General features: G+C 58.5%; 14 protein-coding genes. 2 read left to right on the plus strand and 12 right to left on the minus strand.

Features of this window, described 5'->3' with window-relative positions:
- The 8 genes from cas1f to surE all read right to left on the minus strand — a co-directional run.
- Nucleotides 1-899: type I-F CRISPR-associated endonuclease Cas1f (cas1f, locus tag RRB22_14180; GenBank protein ID MDT8385552.1), on the minus strand; the 899-nt coding region annotated here is incomplete at its 3' end.
- Nucleotides 900-1,474: 575 nt separating this feature from the next.
- Entirely contained in the window at nt 1,475-2,587 is a 1,113-nt protein-coding gene (locus tag RRB22_14185) for a Fic family protein (GenBank protein ID MDT8385553.1), read from the minus strand.
- A gap of 282 nt (nt 2,588-2,869) precedes the next feature.
- Nucleotides 2,870-3,844: a WYL domain-containing protein gene (locus RRB22_14190; GenBank protein MDT8385554.1), complete on the minus strand. Its 975-nt coding sequence runs from the start codon at nt 3,842-3,844 to the stop codon at nt 2,870-2,872.
- Nucleotides 3,845-4,067: 223 nt separating this feature from the next.
- Nucleotides 4,068-5,192: an RNA polymerase sigma factor RpoS gene (gene rpoS / locus RRB22_14195; protein MDT8385555.1), complete on the minus strand. Its 1,125-nt coding sequence runs from the start codon at nt 5,190-5,192 to the stop codon at nt 4,068-4,070.
- An 89-nt stretch (nt 5,193-5,281) separates the two neighbouring features.
- Nucleotides 5,282-6,184 carry a peptidoglycan DD-metalloendopeptidase family protein gene (locus RRB22_14200; GenBank protein MDT8385556.1) on the minus strand — a complete coding sequence of 301 codons (903 nt, stop codon included), beginning with the start codon at nt 6,182-6,184 and terminating at the stop codon, nt 5,282-5,284.
- A 332-nt stretch (nt 6,185-6,516) separates the two neighbouring features.
- A complete protein-coding gene (locus tag RRB22_14205; protein MDT8385557.1) occupies nt 6,517-7,089 on the minus strand; it encodes a YqaA family protein in 573 nt (190 codons plus the stop codon).
- A gap of 92 nt (nt 7,090-7,181) precedes the next feature.
- Nucleotides 7,182-7,814, minus strand: coding sequence for a protein-L-isoaspartate(D-aspartate) O-methyltransferase (locus RRB22_14210; GenBank protein ID MDT8385558.1), 633 nt, complete (start codon nt 7,812-7,814; stop codon nt 7,182-7,184).
- A 35-nt stretch (nt 7,815-7,849) separates the two neighbouring features.
- A complete protein-coding gene (gene surE, locus RRB22_14215; protein MDT8385559.1) occupies nt 7,850-8,596 on the minus strand; it encodes a 5'/3'-nucleotidase SurE in 747 nt (248 codons plus the stop codon).
- 165 nt (nt 8,597-8,761) lie between these two features.
- Between surE and RRB22_14220 the strand changes: the two genes are divergently transcribed.
- Nucleotides 8,762-9,307, plus strand: a complete 546-nt coding sequence (locus RRB22_14220) for a Smr/MutS family protein (GenBank protein MDT8385560.1) — start codon at nt 8,762-8,764, stop codon at nt 9,305-9,307.
- Between the two features lie 151 nt (nt 9,308-9,458).
- Nucleotides 9,459-11,483, plus strand: coding sequence for a methyl-accepting chemotaxis protein (locus tag RRB22_14225; GenBank protein ID MDT8385561.1), 2,025 nt, complete (start codon nt 9,459-9,461; stop codon nt 11,481-11,483).
- A gap of 291 nt (nt 11,484-11,774) precedes the next feature.
- On the opposite strand, the gene truD is transcribed toward RRB22_14225, so the two are convergent.
- Genes truD through RRB22_14245 form a run of 4 tightly spaced genes read right to left on the minus strand, consistent with a single transcriptional unit; the run spans nt 11,775 to nt 14,382 of the window.
- Entirely contained in the window at nt 11,775-12,818 is a 1,044-nt protein-coding gene (truD, locus tag RRB22_14230; GenBank protein ID MDT8385562.1) for a tRNA pseudouridine(13) synthase TruD, read from the minus strand.
- A complete protein-coding gene (gene ispF / locus RRB22_14235; GenBank protein MDT8385563.1) occupies nt 12,818-13,306 on the minus strand; it encodes a 2-C-methyl-D-erythritol 2,4-cyclodiphosphate synthase in 489 nt (162 codons plus the stop codon). The genes truD and ispF overlap by 1 nt, the downstream gene beginning before the upstream one ends.
- A gap of 4 nt (nt 13,307-13,310) precedes the next feature.
- Nucleotides 13,311-13,814: a peptide deformylase gene (gene def, locus RRB22_14240; GenBank protein ID MDT8385564.1), complete on the minus strand. Its 504-nt coding sequence runs from the start codon at nt 13,812-13,814 to the stop codon at nt 13,311-13,313.
- A 19-nt stretch (nt 13,815-13,833) separates the two neighbouring features.
- Nucleotides 13,834-14,382 (minus strand): ACT domain-containing protein, encoded by a 549-nt coding sequence (locus RRB22_14245; GenBank protein ID MDT8385565.1) that lies wholly within the window; start codon nt 14,380-14,382, stop codon nt 13,834-13,836.
- Nucleotides 14,383-14,446 lie beyond the last annotated feature (64 nt).

Here is a 14,446-nt window from a genome sequence, read left to right on the forward strand (position 1 = left end):
AAATCCAGCGCCTTGTGGTCGGTAAAGGCCTGCAGGCATTGCTGGCGAAATTCCTGTTCGGTGGCGTTTTCTTTGGCGCAGATGAATGCCCAGGGCAGGACCAGTGCGTCTTTGATCAGGTCCGCCACGTCAAACACCAGCGCGCCACGGCGGGTTTTGCCGTGCATCACGGCGAAGCCATGGGGAATGCCGAGTACCCAAAGCGTGGTGGCGGCCAGGCCGTAGGCGAGATAGTTGCCGTGGTTTAGAAAGGCGTTGGCGGCATCAACCGCGTCGCGCTCACGCACGAATTCTCCGTGGCTGGTGCTGTGGGCGGCGATTTTGTAGAGCCGTTTGGTGAGTTCCGCCTCGATTTGCAGCAGCTTGCCGACCTTTTGCGCCTGCTCGATCTGGGCCAGGGTGTTGTTGAGGGCCGAGGCAATGTTCTCGTCATGCGCATTAAAACCGGCGGCGAGCAAGTCGCGGTCTTTCGCCCAGACTGTTTGCAAAAATCGGATGCGCGCCATTTGAAACTGTTTGGCCGTTTCCAGACGTTTCTGCTCGTCGAACCAGAAGCTCATCCAGCCCTGAATATATTCGGTGGGCCGGTATTCGCTTTGCGGGGTGAGCCATTCAATTTCTGTCGCCGCGATAAGGGGGGTGGCACCGCCACCACTAAAACCGACTAATACGCCCGCGCTGGCCAGCATACGCATTGCGGCCTGGGTGATTGAGGTGCCTGTGCCTAATAAAATGACGGTGGTGTTGGCAATGGGGATGTTCCAGTACTGATTTTCATTTTTAGCCTCGGTCAGGTAAAGCACGCGGCCATCCTTCTGCATCACGCGGCACATTTCCAGGTAATAAATGTTGGCGCGTTTCGAGTGCAGAATGGCCTTTAAGTCGGTGAGTTGTTCCATAATCGCTTAACCTGATTTCCCATCGGTGTTTATTTCAATCCTGTTAACCGTAGGGGCGGGTTTGAAACCCGCCCGTACATCCGCCTGTACACCTCGCCTGTACACCTCGCCTGTACACCCCGCCTGTACACCCCGCCTGTACACCCCGCCTGTACACCCCGCCCGTACACCCCGCCCGTACACCCGCCCCTACGTGTTTTGTTTATTATCCACAGCCAGTGGCTCATTTGGTGAGCCTGCATTTTTTTATGAAATCCGGGGACAGTATACTTATTGCGCATACCAGTCCTTATGCGCGTTAGGTAGTATTGCTTATTCATACTGTCGTTTCTTCATCAGGTGTTGTCGCTGATCCGGTCAGCAAATGCATCCAACACCCTGCGGCTGCGATTAAGCGCCTTTTGTTCGCATTGGAAGATAAAGGTGACCATCATGGTGCGCTTACCATTTGTATATCCTCACCCTCACCCTCTTCCTCACCCTCTGATAAAACAACTAGCCATTCGACTAAGCTATCCAGCTAAGTCGCTGGTTATCCCACAGGGAGAGGGGATTATCAGTGGCGTTAATATTTTTCATGTGGCATCACCTTCCATGTTCAATGAATAGCTGGTGCTGCGGCCGCCGCCGGGGTCTTTTTGCAGGGCGCCTCGCTCGACGAGATCCAGGATGTCGCGGTAGGCGGTGTCTTGTGAGCATTTGGCGATCTTTGCCCATTTGGAGGTGGTGAGTTTGCCTTCAAATTCTTCCAGTATTTTGTTCAGCACTTTGATCTGGCGTTCATTAAACGGTGTTTTGGCGAAGCGTTCCCAGAAGTGCGCCTTGCCTAGCACGGAAGTCAATGCCACCTGGGTTGTTTCGATGGCTTGAAGCAGGCAGTTTAGAAACCATTGTTGCCAACGCGTCACGTCTAGGTTCGCTTTTTGAGTTGCTTCCAATATTGCGTAGTAACTTTTTTGCTCGCGGCGGATTTGCGCCGACATGCTGTAAAAGCGTTGAGGGGTATGTTCCGCGCGGGCCAGCGCCATATCCGCAATCGCGCGGGCGATTCGGCCGTTGCCGTCCTCGAAGGGATGAACGGTGACGAACCACAAATGCGCAAGCCCTGCGATGAATAAAGGATCATGATCGCCGGGTTGTTCAAACCAGCGCAGGAATTTTTTCATTTCACCGGCAATGCGTTTCGCCGGTGGAGCCTCAAAGTGTACTTTCTCCCGACCCACCGGGCCGGAAACCACTTGCATGGGGCCGTGGCTATCGTCCCGCCAGCCGCCAACGCGGATGTTGTTCATGCCGCTGCGACCCGTGGGAAACAAAGCCGCATGCCATGCAAACAGGCGTTGTTCAGTTAAGGGCTCGGCGGCGTTGCCCGTTGCATCCAGCATCATGTCGACCACGCCTTCGACGTGGCGGTCGGCGGGAATGAGTCCACCAATATCCATACCGAGCCGGCGGGCGATGGATGATCTGACCTGATCCGGCGCTAAAACCTCTCCCTCAATTTCGCTGGACTTGATCACGTCTTCCGTCAGGGTGTGTAGATGGGCTTCTCTGCGCAAATCAAATCCCAGCCCTTCCATTTTTCCTAGCAAGCGGCCCTGTTCACGTGCCACATACGCGAGCAAGTTAGTCAGGGATTGTTCATCCCAGGAAAATGCTGGCCAATCCGGTTGTTCCCATAAATACATATTCTAATCTCCGCAATAGCTGCGGACATAATGGAGGGTATTCGCCGCATCAGCAAGCATATTCTTCGCACTATTTGCGGAGATTAATGGCGATTTTTTCCGCAGGGCGATGACCGTGGCATGGTTGAACATAAAATTCAGTACGCCCCGCTGTTTTTGCCAATGATTTTATGTGCGTCGTCTTTCATTTTGATCCTTCCCTCTGGCCCTTTCTCAGGTTGGAGAGGGTTTGTTTTATTCATTATCCATAACCAGTGGCTCATTTGGTGAGCCTGTATTTTTTTATGCATATAACTGCATCATGCCGGCAATGCGGCTTTTTACGGCGTTGCGCAGGCTGGCGGGTTTGATGACCTCGACGTCGGTGCCGTATTTGAGGATGTCCATGATGAGTTCGGTGGGGTTGCCATAGGGGAGCTGGAGTTCGTAGCTACCGTTTTCCAGCCAGCGTGATTGCTGTTGCGGGTGCCATTGTTCTTCGGCAACCCAGCGGGCGCGTTCGGGGGTGAAGTGCAGGATGGCGGTGTGGGTGGCCTTGCCGGAGAAGATGCCGAAGGCGGCGGTGAAGGTGTTGTCGAGTTCTGCTTCGCTGATGTGTCTGGCTTTTTGCTTGAGGCTGCGGGCGTGTTCGATGCGTTCAACGGCGAAGGTGCGAAATTCGTTTCGCAGGTGGCACCAGGCGTCCAGATACCAGTTGTTACGGTAATAGATCAGGCGCTGCGGTGAGAGGGTTCGGCTGCTGGCTTCGCTGTTTTGTCGGCCCCGGTAGCTGATGTTGAGTTGTTTACGTTGCAGCACGGCGCTGGTGATGTGCTGGAAGGTGTGGTTGTTGAAGTGGCGATTGGCAATGGAGAGAATACGGATGCGTTTTGATATTTCGGCCGTGTCTTCACCGCTGTTTTTCAGGATTGCTTCGATGCGCTGGCGCAGGGGGTTGAGTTGCTGGCTGTATACACCGGGGTCGACGCGTTCGAGCAGGGTCTGCGAGGTGAGCAAGGCGAGCAGTTCGGAGGTATTGAACCACAGGCCGGGGAGCTCATAGGGGTGACCTCCCTGTTGTTTCTGGTTGTAGTAGTAGCCATTTGCCTTGCGGTCGTATTCGATGGGGGCGTGCAGATACAGGCGCATTTTTGTGATCAGCCGGGTGACGCTGGCTCTGGAGCATTCCAGCTCGTCCATGATGTGCTTGAGTGATACGGGATGCCTGTAAGTGCTTAATAGGCCATGCAGGGCGTAGAAGCGGTCGAATCTTTCCATCTTGTCCCTGATGTCCCTGTTTCCGTTAGCAGTATTCGATAGTCAGCGAGCAACCGACTATTGTCAAGGATGTGGGTTCAACGGAGTTGGCAGACGTGGGGCTGACTAGCCTGGGCTGATGGGTATCACCACGCAGGATGCGGCACTGGAAATAGTGGCAGGGGAAGGAAAGGCGGCTACCCCGTGAGGTTTAGCCATGAAAAACGGCTAAGGAGAATAACCGCTACTTCAAAATAGTGTCGACAGAGTAACCTTCACGCTCCATCACATCACGCAGGCGCTTCAGCGCTTCCAGCTGGATTTGCCGTACCCGCTCGCGGGTGACGCCGAGGGCATGGCCGACCTCTTCCAGGGTGGAGGCATCCCTGCCACGCAAACCGAAGCGGCGTTCAACTACTTCACGTTGTTTTTCGGTGATCTGTTCCAGCCACATTTCCAGACAATCGTGCATGTCTTCATCTTGCAGCAGCAAGGAGGGGTCTACGTTGTGTTCGTCGGCGATGCCATCCAGCACGGACTTGTCGTTATCCCGCCCTGCGGGAACATCCACCGATGTTACGCGCTCATTCAGACCGAGCATGCGTTTTACGTCTTCGATGGGCTTGTCCAGCATGCGGGCGATTTCTTCGGGGCTGGGCTCATGGTCCAGCGACTGCGACAGGTGCCGGGCGGCACGCAGATAGATATTGATTTCCTTGACCACATGGATCGGCAGGCGGATGGTGCGGGTCTGATTCATTATGCCGCGTTCGATGGTCTGGCGGATCCACCAGGTCGCGTAGGTCGAAAACCGAAAACCACGTTCGGGATCAAATTTTTCCACAGCCCGAATCAGACCGATGTTGCCCTCCTCGATAAGATCCAGCAATGCCAGGCCGCGATTCAGATAACGCCGTGCGATCTTTACCACCAGGCGCAGATTGCTTTCGATCATGTGGCGGCGGGCATCCATGTCACCCTTCTGCAGGCGTCTTGCAATGCTGACCTCTTCTTCGGCGGTCAGCAGTGGCGAAAAACCGATCTCGCCGAGATAGAGCCGGGTGGCGTCGAGGTCGCGCTCGGTAATGTCTTTGCGACTGGCAATGCGGCGTTCCTTTACGGGGCCTTTTTTGGGCGCGGAGAGATCGCCGGCTAGCGGTTCAGTCGCTAGCGGATCGTCATCCAGGACATCGAGCGGATCGTCTTCGCCGTCAACCTCATCCAGTTCAGAGTCCAGGTCATCGAGATCGATGTCGTCCAGATCGATATCGATATCATCCAGTTCAGCGTCAGGCTCTGTGCCGGGCAGGATGTTGTCGTCCTGATCCGCCGGTGTGCCTGTGTCTTTTTCTGATTTTTTATCTAACATCGCATTCGATTACTCGTGACAGGCTGTCTTTCAGGGTTACATCCGCGAAATGTTACGTCGGAAAAATGGTTTTCTCGTCATCGAAACATTCACTGGGGCAAATACTGCGAAGGGTTGACCGGCTCGCCATTACGACGAATCTCAAAGTGTAATTTTGCCCTTGTACCACTACCCAGGGCTTCACCGATATGACCGGTTCGCCCCATGTCGGCGATACGTTGCCCGGCACTGACGGACTCGCCTTCCTTTACGTGCAGCTTTTGGTTATGCGCGTATGCACTCAAATATTTTTCATTGTGCTTGATGATAATAAGCCGACCGTGTCGAACAAGTCCACTCCCGGCATAGACCACCCGCCCGGCTGCGGCCGCAAGCACGGGTTGACCTTTTTCGCCGGCGAAATCAAGCCCCTGCCGTGAAGGGTCTTTTGCGGAAAAGGTCCGCAGTACACGGCGCTCTTTGACCGGCCACTGCCATGTCAGTTGCGGTGATGTTGCAGCTGCCTGTGTGTCAAACAGCCGGTTGATCGCTGTTTTTGCCGATGTAATCACGTTCTGCGCCTCAGCGCCGAGGCCATCGTCCGCTCTGTTACCCGTCTCGTTGCCCGTCTCGTTGTCAGAGCCACCCTGCGCCGCTGTGGATCGCTCAATGACCTTTGCCGTGGCCCTCGTGGATTCCACAACCGGTGCTGGTGTTCTGTTGGTGCGGCGATTCAGCGTGGCATTTTCGGCCTCGGTTTGCGGGCCTGCCTCGCGATATTCCGCCAACGGTGCCGGTGCATGGCCCGAAGGCGGCGCCAGCCGCAGCTCGCGCCCTGGCGTGAGCACATAGGGCGCGGGGATGTCATTCCATTCGGCGATCTGTCGATAGTCGTAACCGTAGATCCAGCCGATGGAATACAGGGTTTCACCGGGTTCCACGCGATGGTAGACATGGGCGCCGCAGCCCGCCAATAACACCAGGCAGAGCGCGGCCATGCAGAGTGCGGGCATGCAGAGTGCAGCCATGTACGGCGTGGCCAAAAAAGACACTGGCAGCGTGCATTTGCGTTTGATGGAATGAGAAAAGGACATGGGACCGTTTAGCATTGAGACCTGTAACCGGTTTATTTTTGATGAGACCTTCAAGGGTGATTTTTTAGTATCGATGTTGAATATGCTTTTCAGTGCTGGTTATTAGTATCGGCTGATTGTTTCTCTTGGCGTTGTTCTTCAACGTTGTTCTTAAACGTTGTTCTTCAACGTTGTTCTTAAACGTTGTTCTTAAACGTTGTTCTTAAACGTTGTTCTTAAACGTTGTTCTTCACGTTCCCTTAACGTCGCCCCTAGCGCAAGAACAGAAAAACCACGATCAATACAACCATACCCCAACCGAGCCAGTCGACATATTTTTTGATGGCCTGTTCCATGCGTTCGCCGCCAAGCACGATCAGCGTCGTCACCAGAAAAAACCGCGCGCCCCGCCCCGCCAGCGATGCCAGCACAAATGGCAGAAACGACATGGCGATGGCGCCGGCGGCTATGGTAAAGACCTTGTAGGGGATAGGTGAAAATCCCGCGATCAGGATGGTCCAGATACCCCATTCTTCAAACCAGGCGGCCGCCTGCTGATAATGCGCACTGTAACCGGCGTCGATGATCCAGGGTTCGATCGCATCAAAGGCGAGATAACCGATCAGGTAGCCCAGCATGCCGCCGGCGACGGAGGCGGCAGTGGTGAGCGTCGCGTAGCGCCAGGCCTTTTTGTTATCGGCCAGGGCCATGGGCGCCAGCATCACATCAGGGGGGACCGGAAAAAATGAGGACTCGGCGAAGCTCAGACCCACCAGATACCACTGCGCATGTCGATGCATCGCCCAGCGCATGGCGTGCCTGTATAAACCTGAAAATAATTTCATCTATGTTACATCACCAGAAGTAGATAATCGGGATCAGACCGGCGTCACACTAATATCCGGGGTTTACACCGCCAGGATTCCGCACGGCCCTGTTACTGCGTACCACCTAACATCGGCACAAAGCTCACTCTGTCCAACACCTGCTGTTCGATGCCGTCGGCGGTGCGGGTGAGCAGCAGCAGCTCCTGTCGCCCCGGCGGGCCCACCGGCATCACCAGGCGGCCGCCGATGGCCAACTGCTGTAGCAGGGCCTGCGGCACCTGCTCGGGTGCGGCGGTGGCGATGATGGCGTCAAACGGCGCGTATTCCGGCCAGCCCCAGCTGCCGTCGCTGTGTTTGAGGCGCACATTGCGCAACTGCAGCTCCACCATCCGACGTCGCGCCTGATCCAGCAGGGGCTGAATACGCTCCACGCTGTACACCTCGCCCGCCAGCCTCGCCATCACCGCGGCCTGATACCCCGAGCCCGTGCCGACCTCCAGCACCCGCTGCAAGGGGCCGGTCTCCAGCAGGGCCGCCGTCATGCGGGCCACGATATAGGGTTGGGAGATGGTCTGGCCATGGCCGATGGGCAGGGCGGTGTCTTCGTAGGAGCGGCTCGCCAGCGCCTCGTCCACGAAGATGTGGCGCGGCGTGCTGCGGATTACCTCCAGCACGCGCAGGTTGCTGATGCCCTCCTCCTGTAGACGCTGCACCAGGCGGTCGCGGGTGCGCTGCGAGGTCATGCCGATGCCCTGTAGACGCCCGGGCCGATCCTGATTCACAGCCCGGCCACCCAGCCCGCAATCTGATCCATCGCGTCGTAACGGGTAAGATCCACGTGCAGCGGCGTGAGCGACACCCGGTTGTGGCGCACCGCATAAAAATCGGTGCCGACCCCGGCATCCTGTTCGGCGCCCACCGGGCCGACCCAATAGATCTCCCGGCCGCGCGGGTCCTGCATTTTCACCACCGGCTCGGATTTGTGCCGACGGCCGAGTCGGGTGACCTCGAAGCCCTCCAGCGCCTCCCAGGGGATGTCCGGCACGTTCACATTGAGGATGGAGTCGGCCGGCAGGGGGTCGCTGTGCAGCCGTTCCAGCAGGGACAGCACCACTCTCGCGGCGGTATCGAAATGGGCGAACTGATTGCCCGCCAGTGAGACCGCAATCGCCGGCAGTCCCAGAAACCGCCCCTCCATGGCCGCCGCCACGGTGCCGGAATAGAGCACGTCATCGCCCATATTGGCGCCCGCGTTGATGCCGGCGATCACCATCTCGGGCTCCACGTCCAGCAGCCCGGTGATGGCCAGGTGGACGCAGTCGGTGGGGGTGCCGTCGACAAACACAAAGCCATTGTCGGCGGTGTGCGCCCGGATCGGGCTCTCCAGGGTCAGCGAATTACTGGCGCCGCTGCGATTGCGATCCGGCGCGACAACATGGATCTCCGCCACCTTCTGCAGGGCCGTCGCGAGGCAGATCAGCCCCGGCGCCTGGTAGCCGTCATCATTGCTCAGCAGAATCGTCATGGTTGGGCATTATATCCATCGCCCGGCAGAAAAACCCTGACTTTCTCCAAATACCGGTAATGAGATGGCCGTGCTGAATTCCATGCGGCGCAATGCCCTTCGGTTATTGCACCCTTGCAATCAGCACCTGGCGGTCACGGGCCTGGCTGCGTAATATGCCGAAGGGTGACTGACGATAAAAAGAAACCCGCTGACCGTGAGCTGTTCCGAGAGATGATGTCGGATGTCAAACCTCTGGCCGGCAAAAAATCGGCCCAGAAGATCGCCCCCGCCAAACCCCGCCCCTCACCGACCTCTGGCCCCACAGATCCGGGAGTTGCGTCCTCCCCCGGCTTCTTTTCCCGCGATCATGTCCCCGAGGTGGCGCCGGAGGAGGCGCTGTTTTTTGCCCGCAGCGGTCTGCAACATCGCCTGCTGCGCCAACTCAAACGGGGCAGTCTGCCCATCGAGGCCAGGCTGGACCTGCATGGCTGCACCCTCGCCGAGGCGGGCATCCAGCTCGCTGAATTCCTGCAACAGTGTCAGGACCGTGGCCTGCGCAGTGTCTGTCTGGTGCATGGCAAGGGCCACCGCTCCGCGGAGGGCCGGCCGGTGCTCAAGACCCACATCAACCAGTGGCTGCGTGACACCCCTGCGGTACTCGCCTTCAGCTCGGCCCTGCCCAGGGACGGTGGCATGGGTGCCTTGTACGTGTTGCTACGCCGCCGGTAAATCCCCCTTCGGGCTTCAACTCTGGCTTCAACTCTAACCTCAACTCTGGCCTCAACTCTGGCTTCAAGAAATCTCGCGCTGTGTCGATGATACGTGCAGAAATTCGACGCTTTTACCGGCGTCTGCACCTTGCACACACGGAGAAATATAAATGAAGAACCTGTTCCGGCCCGCCACCCTGATCATGGACCGCTTTCGCTACCCCATCAAATTCGGGCTTATTTTCATTGTGGTGCTCATCCCGCTGGTTGCGCTCAATACCATGTTGGTCTCTTACCTCGGTGAGGAAATTGAGCTTCTGGAACATGAACAACAGGGCCTGAGCTACATCACGGTGGTGAGATTGCCGATTGAGACGATTCAGGAACACCGTGGCATGAGCAGCGCCTACCTGGCCGGTGACCAGAGTTTCCGCGATCGCATCACCCAGAAAGGGGCCGATACCGACAGACACCTGGCAGAGCTGCAGTCCATCGACAAGGAGCTGGGCAGCGCCCTGGCCACCGGGGGCAAACTGCAGGCGATCATGCAACAGTGGCAGGATATCAAGTCAAATGCCCTGCAGCTGTCAGTGGCCGATAACGTCAAGGCGCACAACGCCCTGCTGGACAGCCTCATCGGCCTCATCGGCGCCGTGGCGGACAGTTCCGAGATCACCCTGGACCCCTTCCTGGACAGCTACTATCTGGGTGATGCGCTGGTGAATCGTCTGCCGAAACTCACCGAAAATATGGGTCAGGCGCGGGCCATTGGTTCGCAAGCCGCCGCGGCGGGCAAGCTCACACCGGAGGCCTTTACCCGACTGGCGGTGCTGGCGGAGAACATCAAGAACTTCAATGTCGACCTGCAGAAGGGGCTCAATGCCGCCATCGACTTCAACCCGGAGCTCGGCAAGCTACTGCAACAGCAGGTCAGGGACAACAACACCGCCATCGACAGGATGGAAGCCATGCTGCGCAATGACCTGCTGGATATGGGGGCGACAAATATCAGCAGCAGCACCGTATTCGATACCGCGACGCAGGCGATCTCCAGGAGCTACGCCCTGTTTGACGCGATCGTGCCGGTGCTGGATGCGATATTTGTCGAGCGCATTGACAAGGATATCGCACAGGAGATCAGCGCCATCCTCATCGCCCTGGTGATGATGCTCGCCATTGCCTACCTGTTTGCAGGGCTGTACCTGTCGGTCAACGACAGCGTGCAATGTATGCGCAAGGCCACCGAGCGCCTGGCCGAAGGTGACCTGACTGCCCGGGTAGAACTCAACAGCCGGGATGAAATGGGCGATATCGCCAGCAGCTTCAATGCCATGGCCAAGGGCTTTGCCGATGCCGTACAGGGCATTATGGCCTCCTCTGCCCAGCTCGCCTCCGCCGCCGAAGAGATGTCGGCGGTCACCATGCAGACCAGCCAGGGCATCCAGAATCAACAGTCACAGACGGACCAGCTCGCCACCGCCATGAACGAAATGGCGGCCACTGTACAGGAAGTGGCCCGACATGCCATGGATGCGGCGAGCGCGGCCACTGCCGCCAATGATCAGTCCGCCAACGGGCGTCAGGTGGTGAACAATGCCATCAACACCATTGATTCCCTGGCCGAGGCCATCGGTCGCGCCGCTGAGGCCATTGAACGGGTGGAGACGGACAGTGATCGTATCGGCACAGTGCTGGATGTGATTCGGGGCATTGCCGAACAGACCAACCTGCTGGCCCTCAATGCCGCCATCGAGGCGGCACGCGCCGGTGAACAGGGTCGTGGTTTTGCCGTGGTGGCGGATGAGGTCCGCACCCTGGCCTCCCGTACCCAGGAGTCCACCCAGGAGATTCAGAAGATGATCGAGTCGTTGCAGGCAGGATCCAAGGAGGCGGTAATGCTCATGGAACAAAGCCGCGAACAGACAAAAACGGGGGTGGAACAGACCGCAAAGGCGGGTGATGCCCTGGCGGCGATCGCCGATGAGGTGGGACGCATCAATGACATGAACACCCAGATCGCCAGCGCTGCCGAAGAACAGAGCGCGGTCGCCGAAGAGATCAATCACAATGTGGTCGCCATCAATCGGGTCGGCGATGAATCGGCGCAGGGTGCCGAACAGACCGCCCGCGCCAGCGAGGACCTCGCCAGCCTGGCCTCCGATCTGCAGCAGATGATGTTGCGATTTAAGATCTAGGAGTCGCCTGGGCACAAAAAACGTGCCCACCCTACCTGGCTACGAGACATTTTCCACCGGTCAATCAAAACGATTCTGCTTTGGGAGATGTTACATGCGGCGCAATGCCCTTCGGTTATTGCGCCCTACGCACTGAACAGTTGCCGCGTGGGCACAATAACGTGCCCACCCTGGCTACGCAGTGTGTAGGAGGCCAGCCTCCTGGCCGATTGTTTACATTGGCGCGATCATTGAGAGGGAATCGCCGAGAGGGCTCGGCTCCTACAGTGCGTGCGGCGCAATGCCCATCGGTTATTGCGCCCTTGCACTGACCAGCTCGCGCAGCACCGAGGTGGCGTAGCTGCCGGCGGGCAGCGAAAAGGCTAACTGCAAATGTTCGCCTTCTGGCAACCACTGCCACTGGAGGTCGGTGATTGGCAGGCACAGGGAGCGACGCTCCTGCTTCAGCCCGGCCTTTTCCAGCCCCTGCCGATACACCGTCTGCCCGGCAAGCAGCGTTTCTTCCACGTCTTTTGCCGCCAGCTGGCTGGGCAATTCTCCCCTGCCCCACAGCGGCCCGGAAGGCAGCACATCCCCTTCGGCATGGCGGCGCAGGATCTCTTCGTCCAGCTCATGGGCGATAAAATAACTGCGGCTACCCGCCAGCATCAGGGCCTCGCCCGGCAACACCTGATTCCAGTTAGCCGCGCTCACCCGCGCCGCCAGCACCTCGTTAAACAGTAACGAGCGGGCCGCCGAGAGATACATCCCCTGCAAGTGCCTGTCCCTGACCTTACGACCAGCGAACATAGCCTGCGCGGCCTGCAGATTACTGCCGCCGCGACCGAAACGCTGTTCGCCGAAATAGTTGGGGACACCGGTCTCTTTTAGCGTGGCCAGACGCTGTTCCAGCGCGCCACGATCGCCCTCGATATCGCGCACCACAATGATAAAGCGATTGGCGCGTAGCGCGCCGCGTGGCAGCTTGCGGCGATGGCGGGCCTGGCTGATCACCTGTAGCTCGTCGTCTTCCAGCCCCGACCAGTCGGGATCCGGCTTGCCCGGTAGCCAGAGGCTGAACCACTGAGTGGTCACCGCGATGCGATCCTTGAGGCCGCAGTAACTGACATCCCGCGCCCGTACACCGACATGGCGCGCCAGCTGACGGGCGACCTGATCGGTGTTGCGATTGCGTTTACGCAGACTGATCAACAGGTGCTCGCCCTCGCCATCGGCGTCGAAACCCAGCTCTTCATCGACGCGGAAGTCTTCCGCGCAGCAACGGATCACCCCGCTGGCCTCAGGCGCGCCCTGCACCCGCGGCCAGTCCGGCAGGACAATAGCGGTGTTCGGCATCAGCGCTGTTCACCGGTTATCGTCTTGAGCAACACCACGGCGTGCGCCGCGATGCCTTCACCGCGACCGGCGTAGCCCAGTTGCTCGGTGGTGGTGGCCTTCACGTTGCAGCAGTCCAGGGCGATACCGAGGTCGGCGGACAGCTTGTCGCGCATGGCGGGAATAGACTGCGCCAGCCTGGGCGCCTGGGCGACAATGGTGAGATCGACATTGCCCACCGTAAAACCGTGTTGTTGCACCTGCTCCCGCACCCGTCGCAACAGGATGCGGCTGTCGATGTCCGCGAACTCGCTGCTGGTATCCGGAAAATGCTGGCCGATGTCGCCCAGCGCCGCCGCCCCCAGCAGCGCATCGCACAGGGCGTGGATGGCCACATCGCCGTCGGAATGGGCGATAAATCCCTGCGTGAAGGGGATCGTCACCCCGCCCAGTACGATGTGATCGCCTGCGCCAAAGCGGTGAACATCAAAACCGTGACCAATGCGCATGGGTTTAATCCTTTGCCTGTTGATAGACCTTACGTTTAAACAGATCCGTCCGCCGGCTGACCAGCCGGTCCAGAAACAGAAGCCCGTCGAGATGATCTACTTCATGTTGGACGGCGCGGGCCTCGTAAGCCTCGCTGGTATACTGGTGCAGCTCGCCGAATTCATCAAACGCGCTGAAGCTGATCTTGTGCGCCCGGATCACGTTGCCGGTAAAGTCCGGCACCGACATGCAGCCTTCGCGGCCCATCTCCATGCCGTCCCATTCGGTGATTTCAGGGTTGATCAGCACCATGCGGCCATGGCCCGGCATCCGGGGTTTGCTGGAGATATCGACGATGGCGATGCGCTGGAAACGGCCGACCTGCGGCGCGGCAATCCCCACGCCGCCGGGGCCGGCGCGCATGGTCGCCTCCAGCCCGGCGACAAAGGTCCGTAGTTCGTCGTCAAACTCTTCTACCGGCACCGACACCTGTTTCAGGCGCGTGTCCGGGTAATGCAGAATATCCAATGGCCTTCAGTCCGCCCGCTCAGCCAACCAGGGTATCGATGGCGGACAGGTGCGCATCGACTCCCTGTTGTTTCACGATATCCAGCGCCGACTGCAGGGCCGCGATGCCCTCCTTCGCCTGACCTTCAATGCGCATGATGTAGATAGGCTCGCTTTCGGTGCCGCCCACATCGGATGCCAGATCGAGAATATCCAGCCCGGCTTCCGACAGGGCCTGGGTCACCTGGGCCACGATGCCCGCCCGGTCCGCGCCATACACGCTGATGCGCACGTCCGGCTCGTGGTGCTGATGCAGCCCACCTTCGATGTGATCGATGTGCAGGTGCAGGCCCAGTGAGTCCGCCTCGGTCTGCAACAGGTTCTGCAGCGATTTCACGTTACCGGCGTGCTCCACCATCATCATAATGGTAAAGCTGGTGCCCAGCCGCATCATCGAGGTCTCCCCCAGATTACAGCCGCCCTCGTACAGGGCATGGGTCACATGCGCCACAATGCCGCTGCGATCCTTGCCGACCAGAGTCAGCATGTACCAGTGTTTTTTCGCGGGATGTTCAGGTGAGCTGGCCATCAATGCGTGTCCTTGTCTTTTTCAGTATGTGTCTGGCTATTTGTGTCTGGCTATCTGCAGCGCA

It is taken from the genome of Gammaproteobacteria bacterium, from assembly GCA_032250735.1.
GTDB lineage: Bacteria > Pseudomonadota > Gammaproteobacteria > SZUA-152 > SZUA-152 > SZUA-152.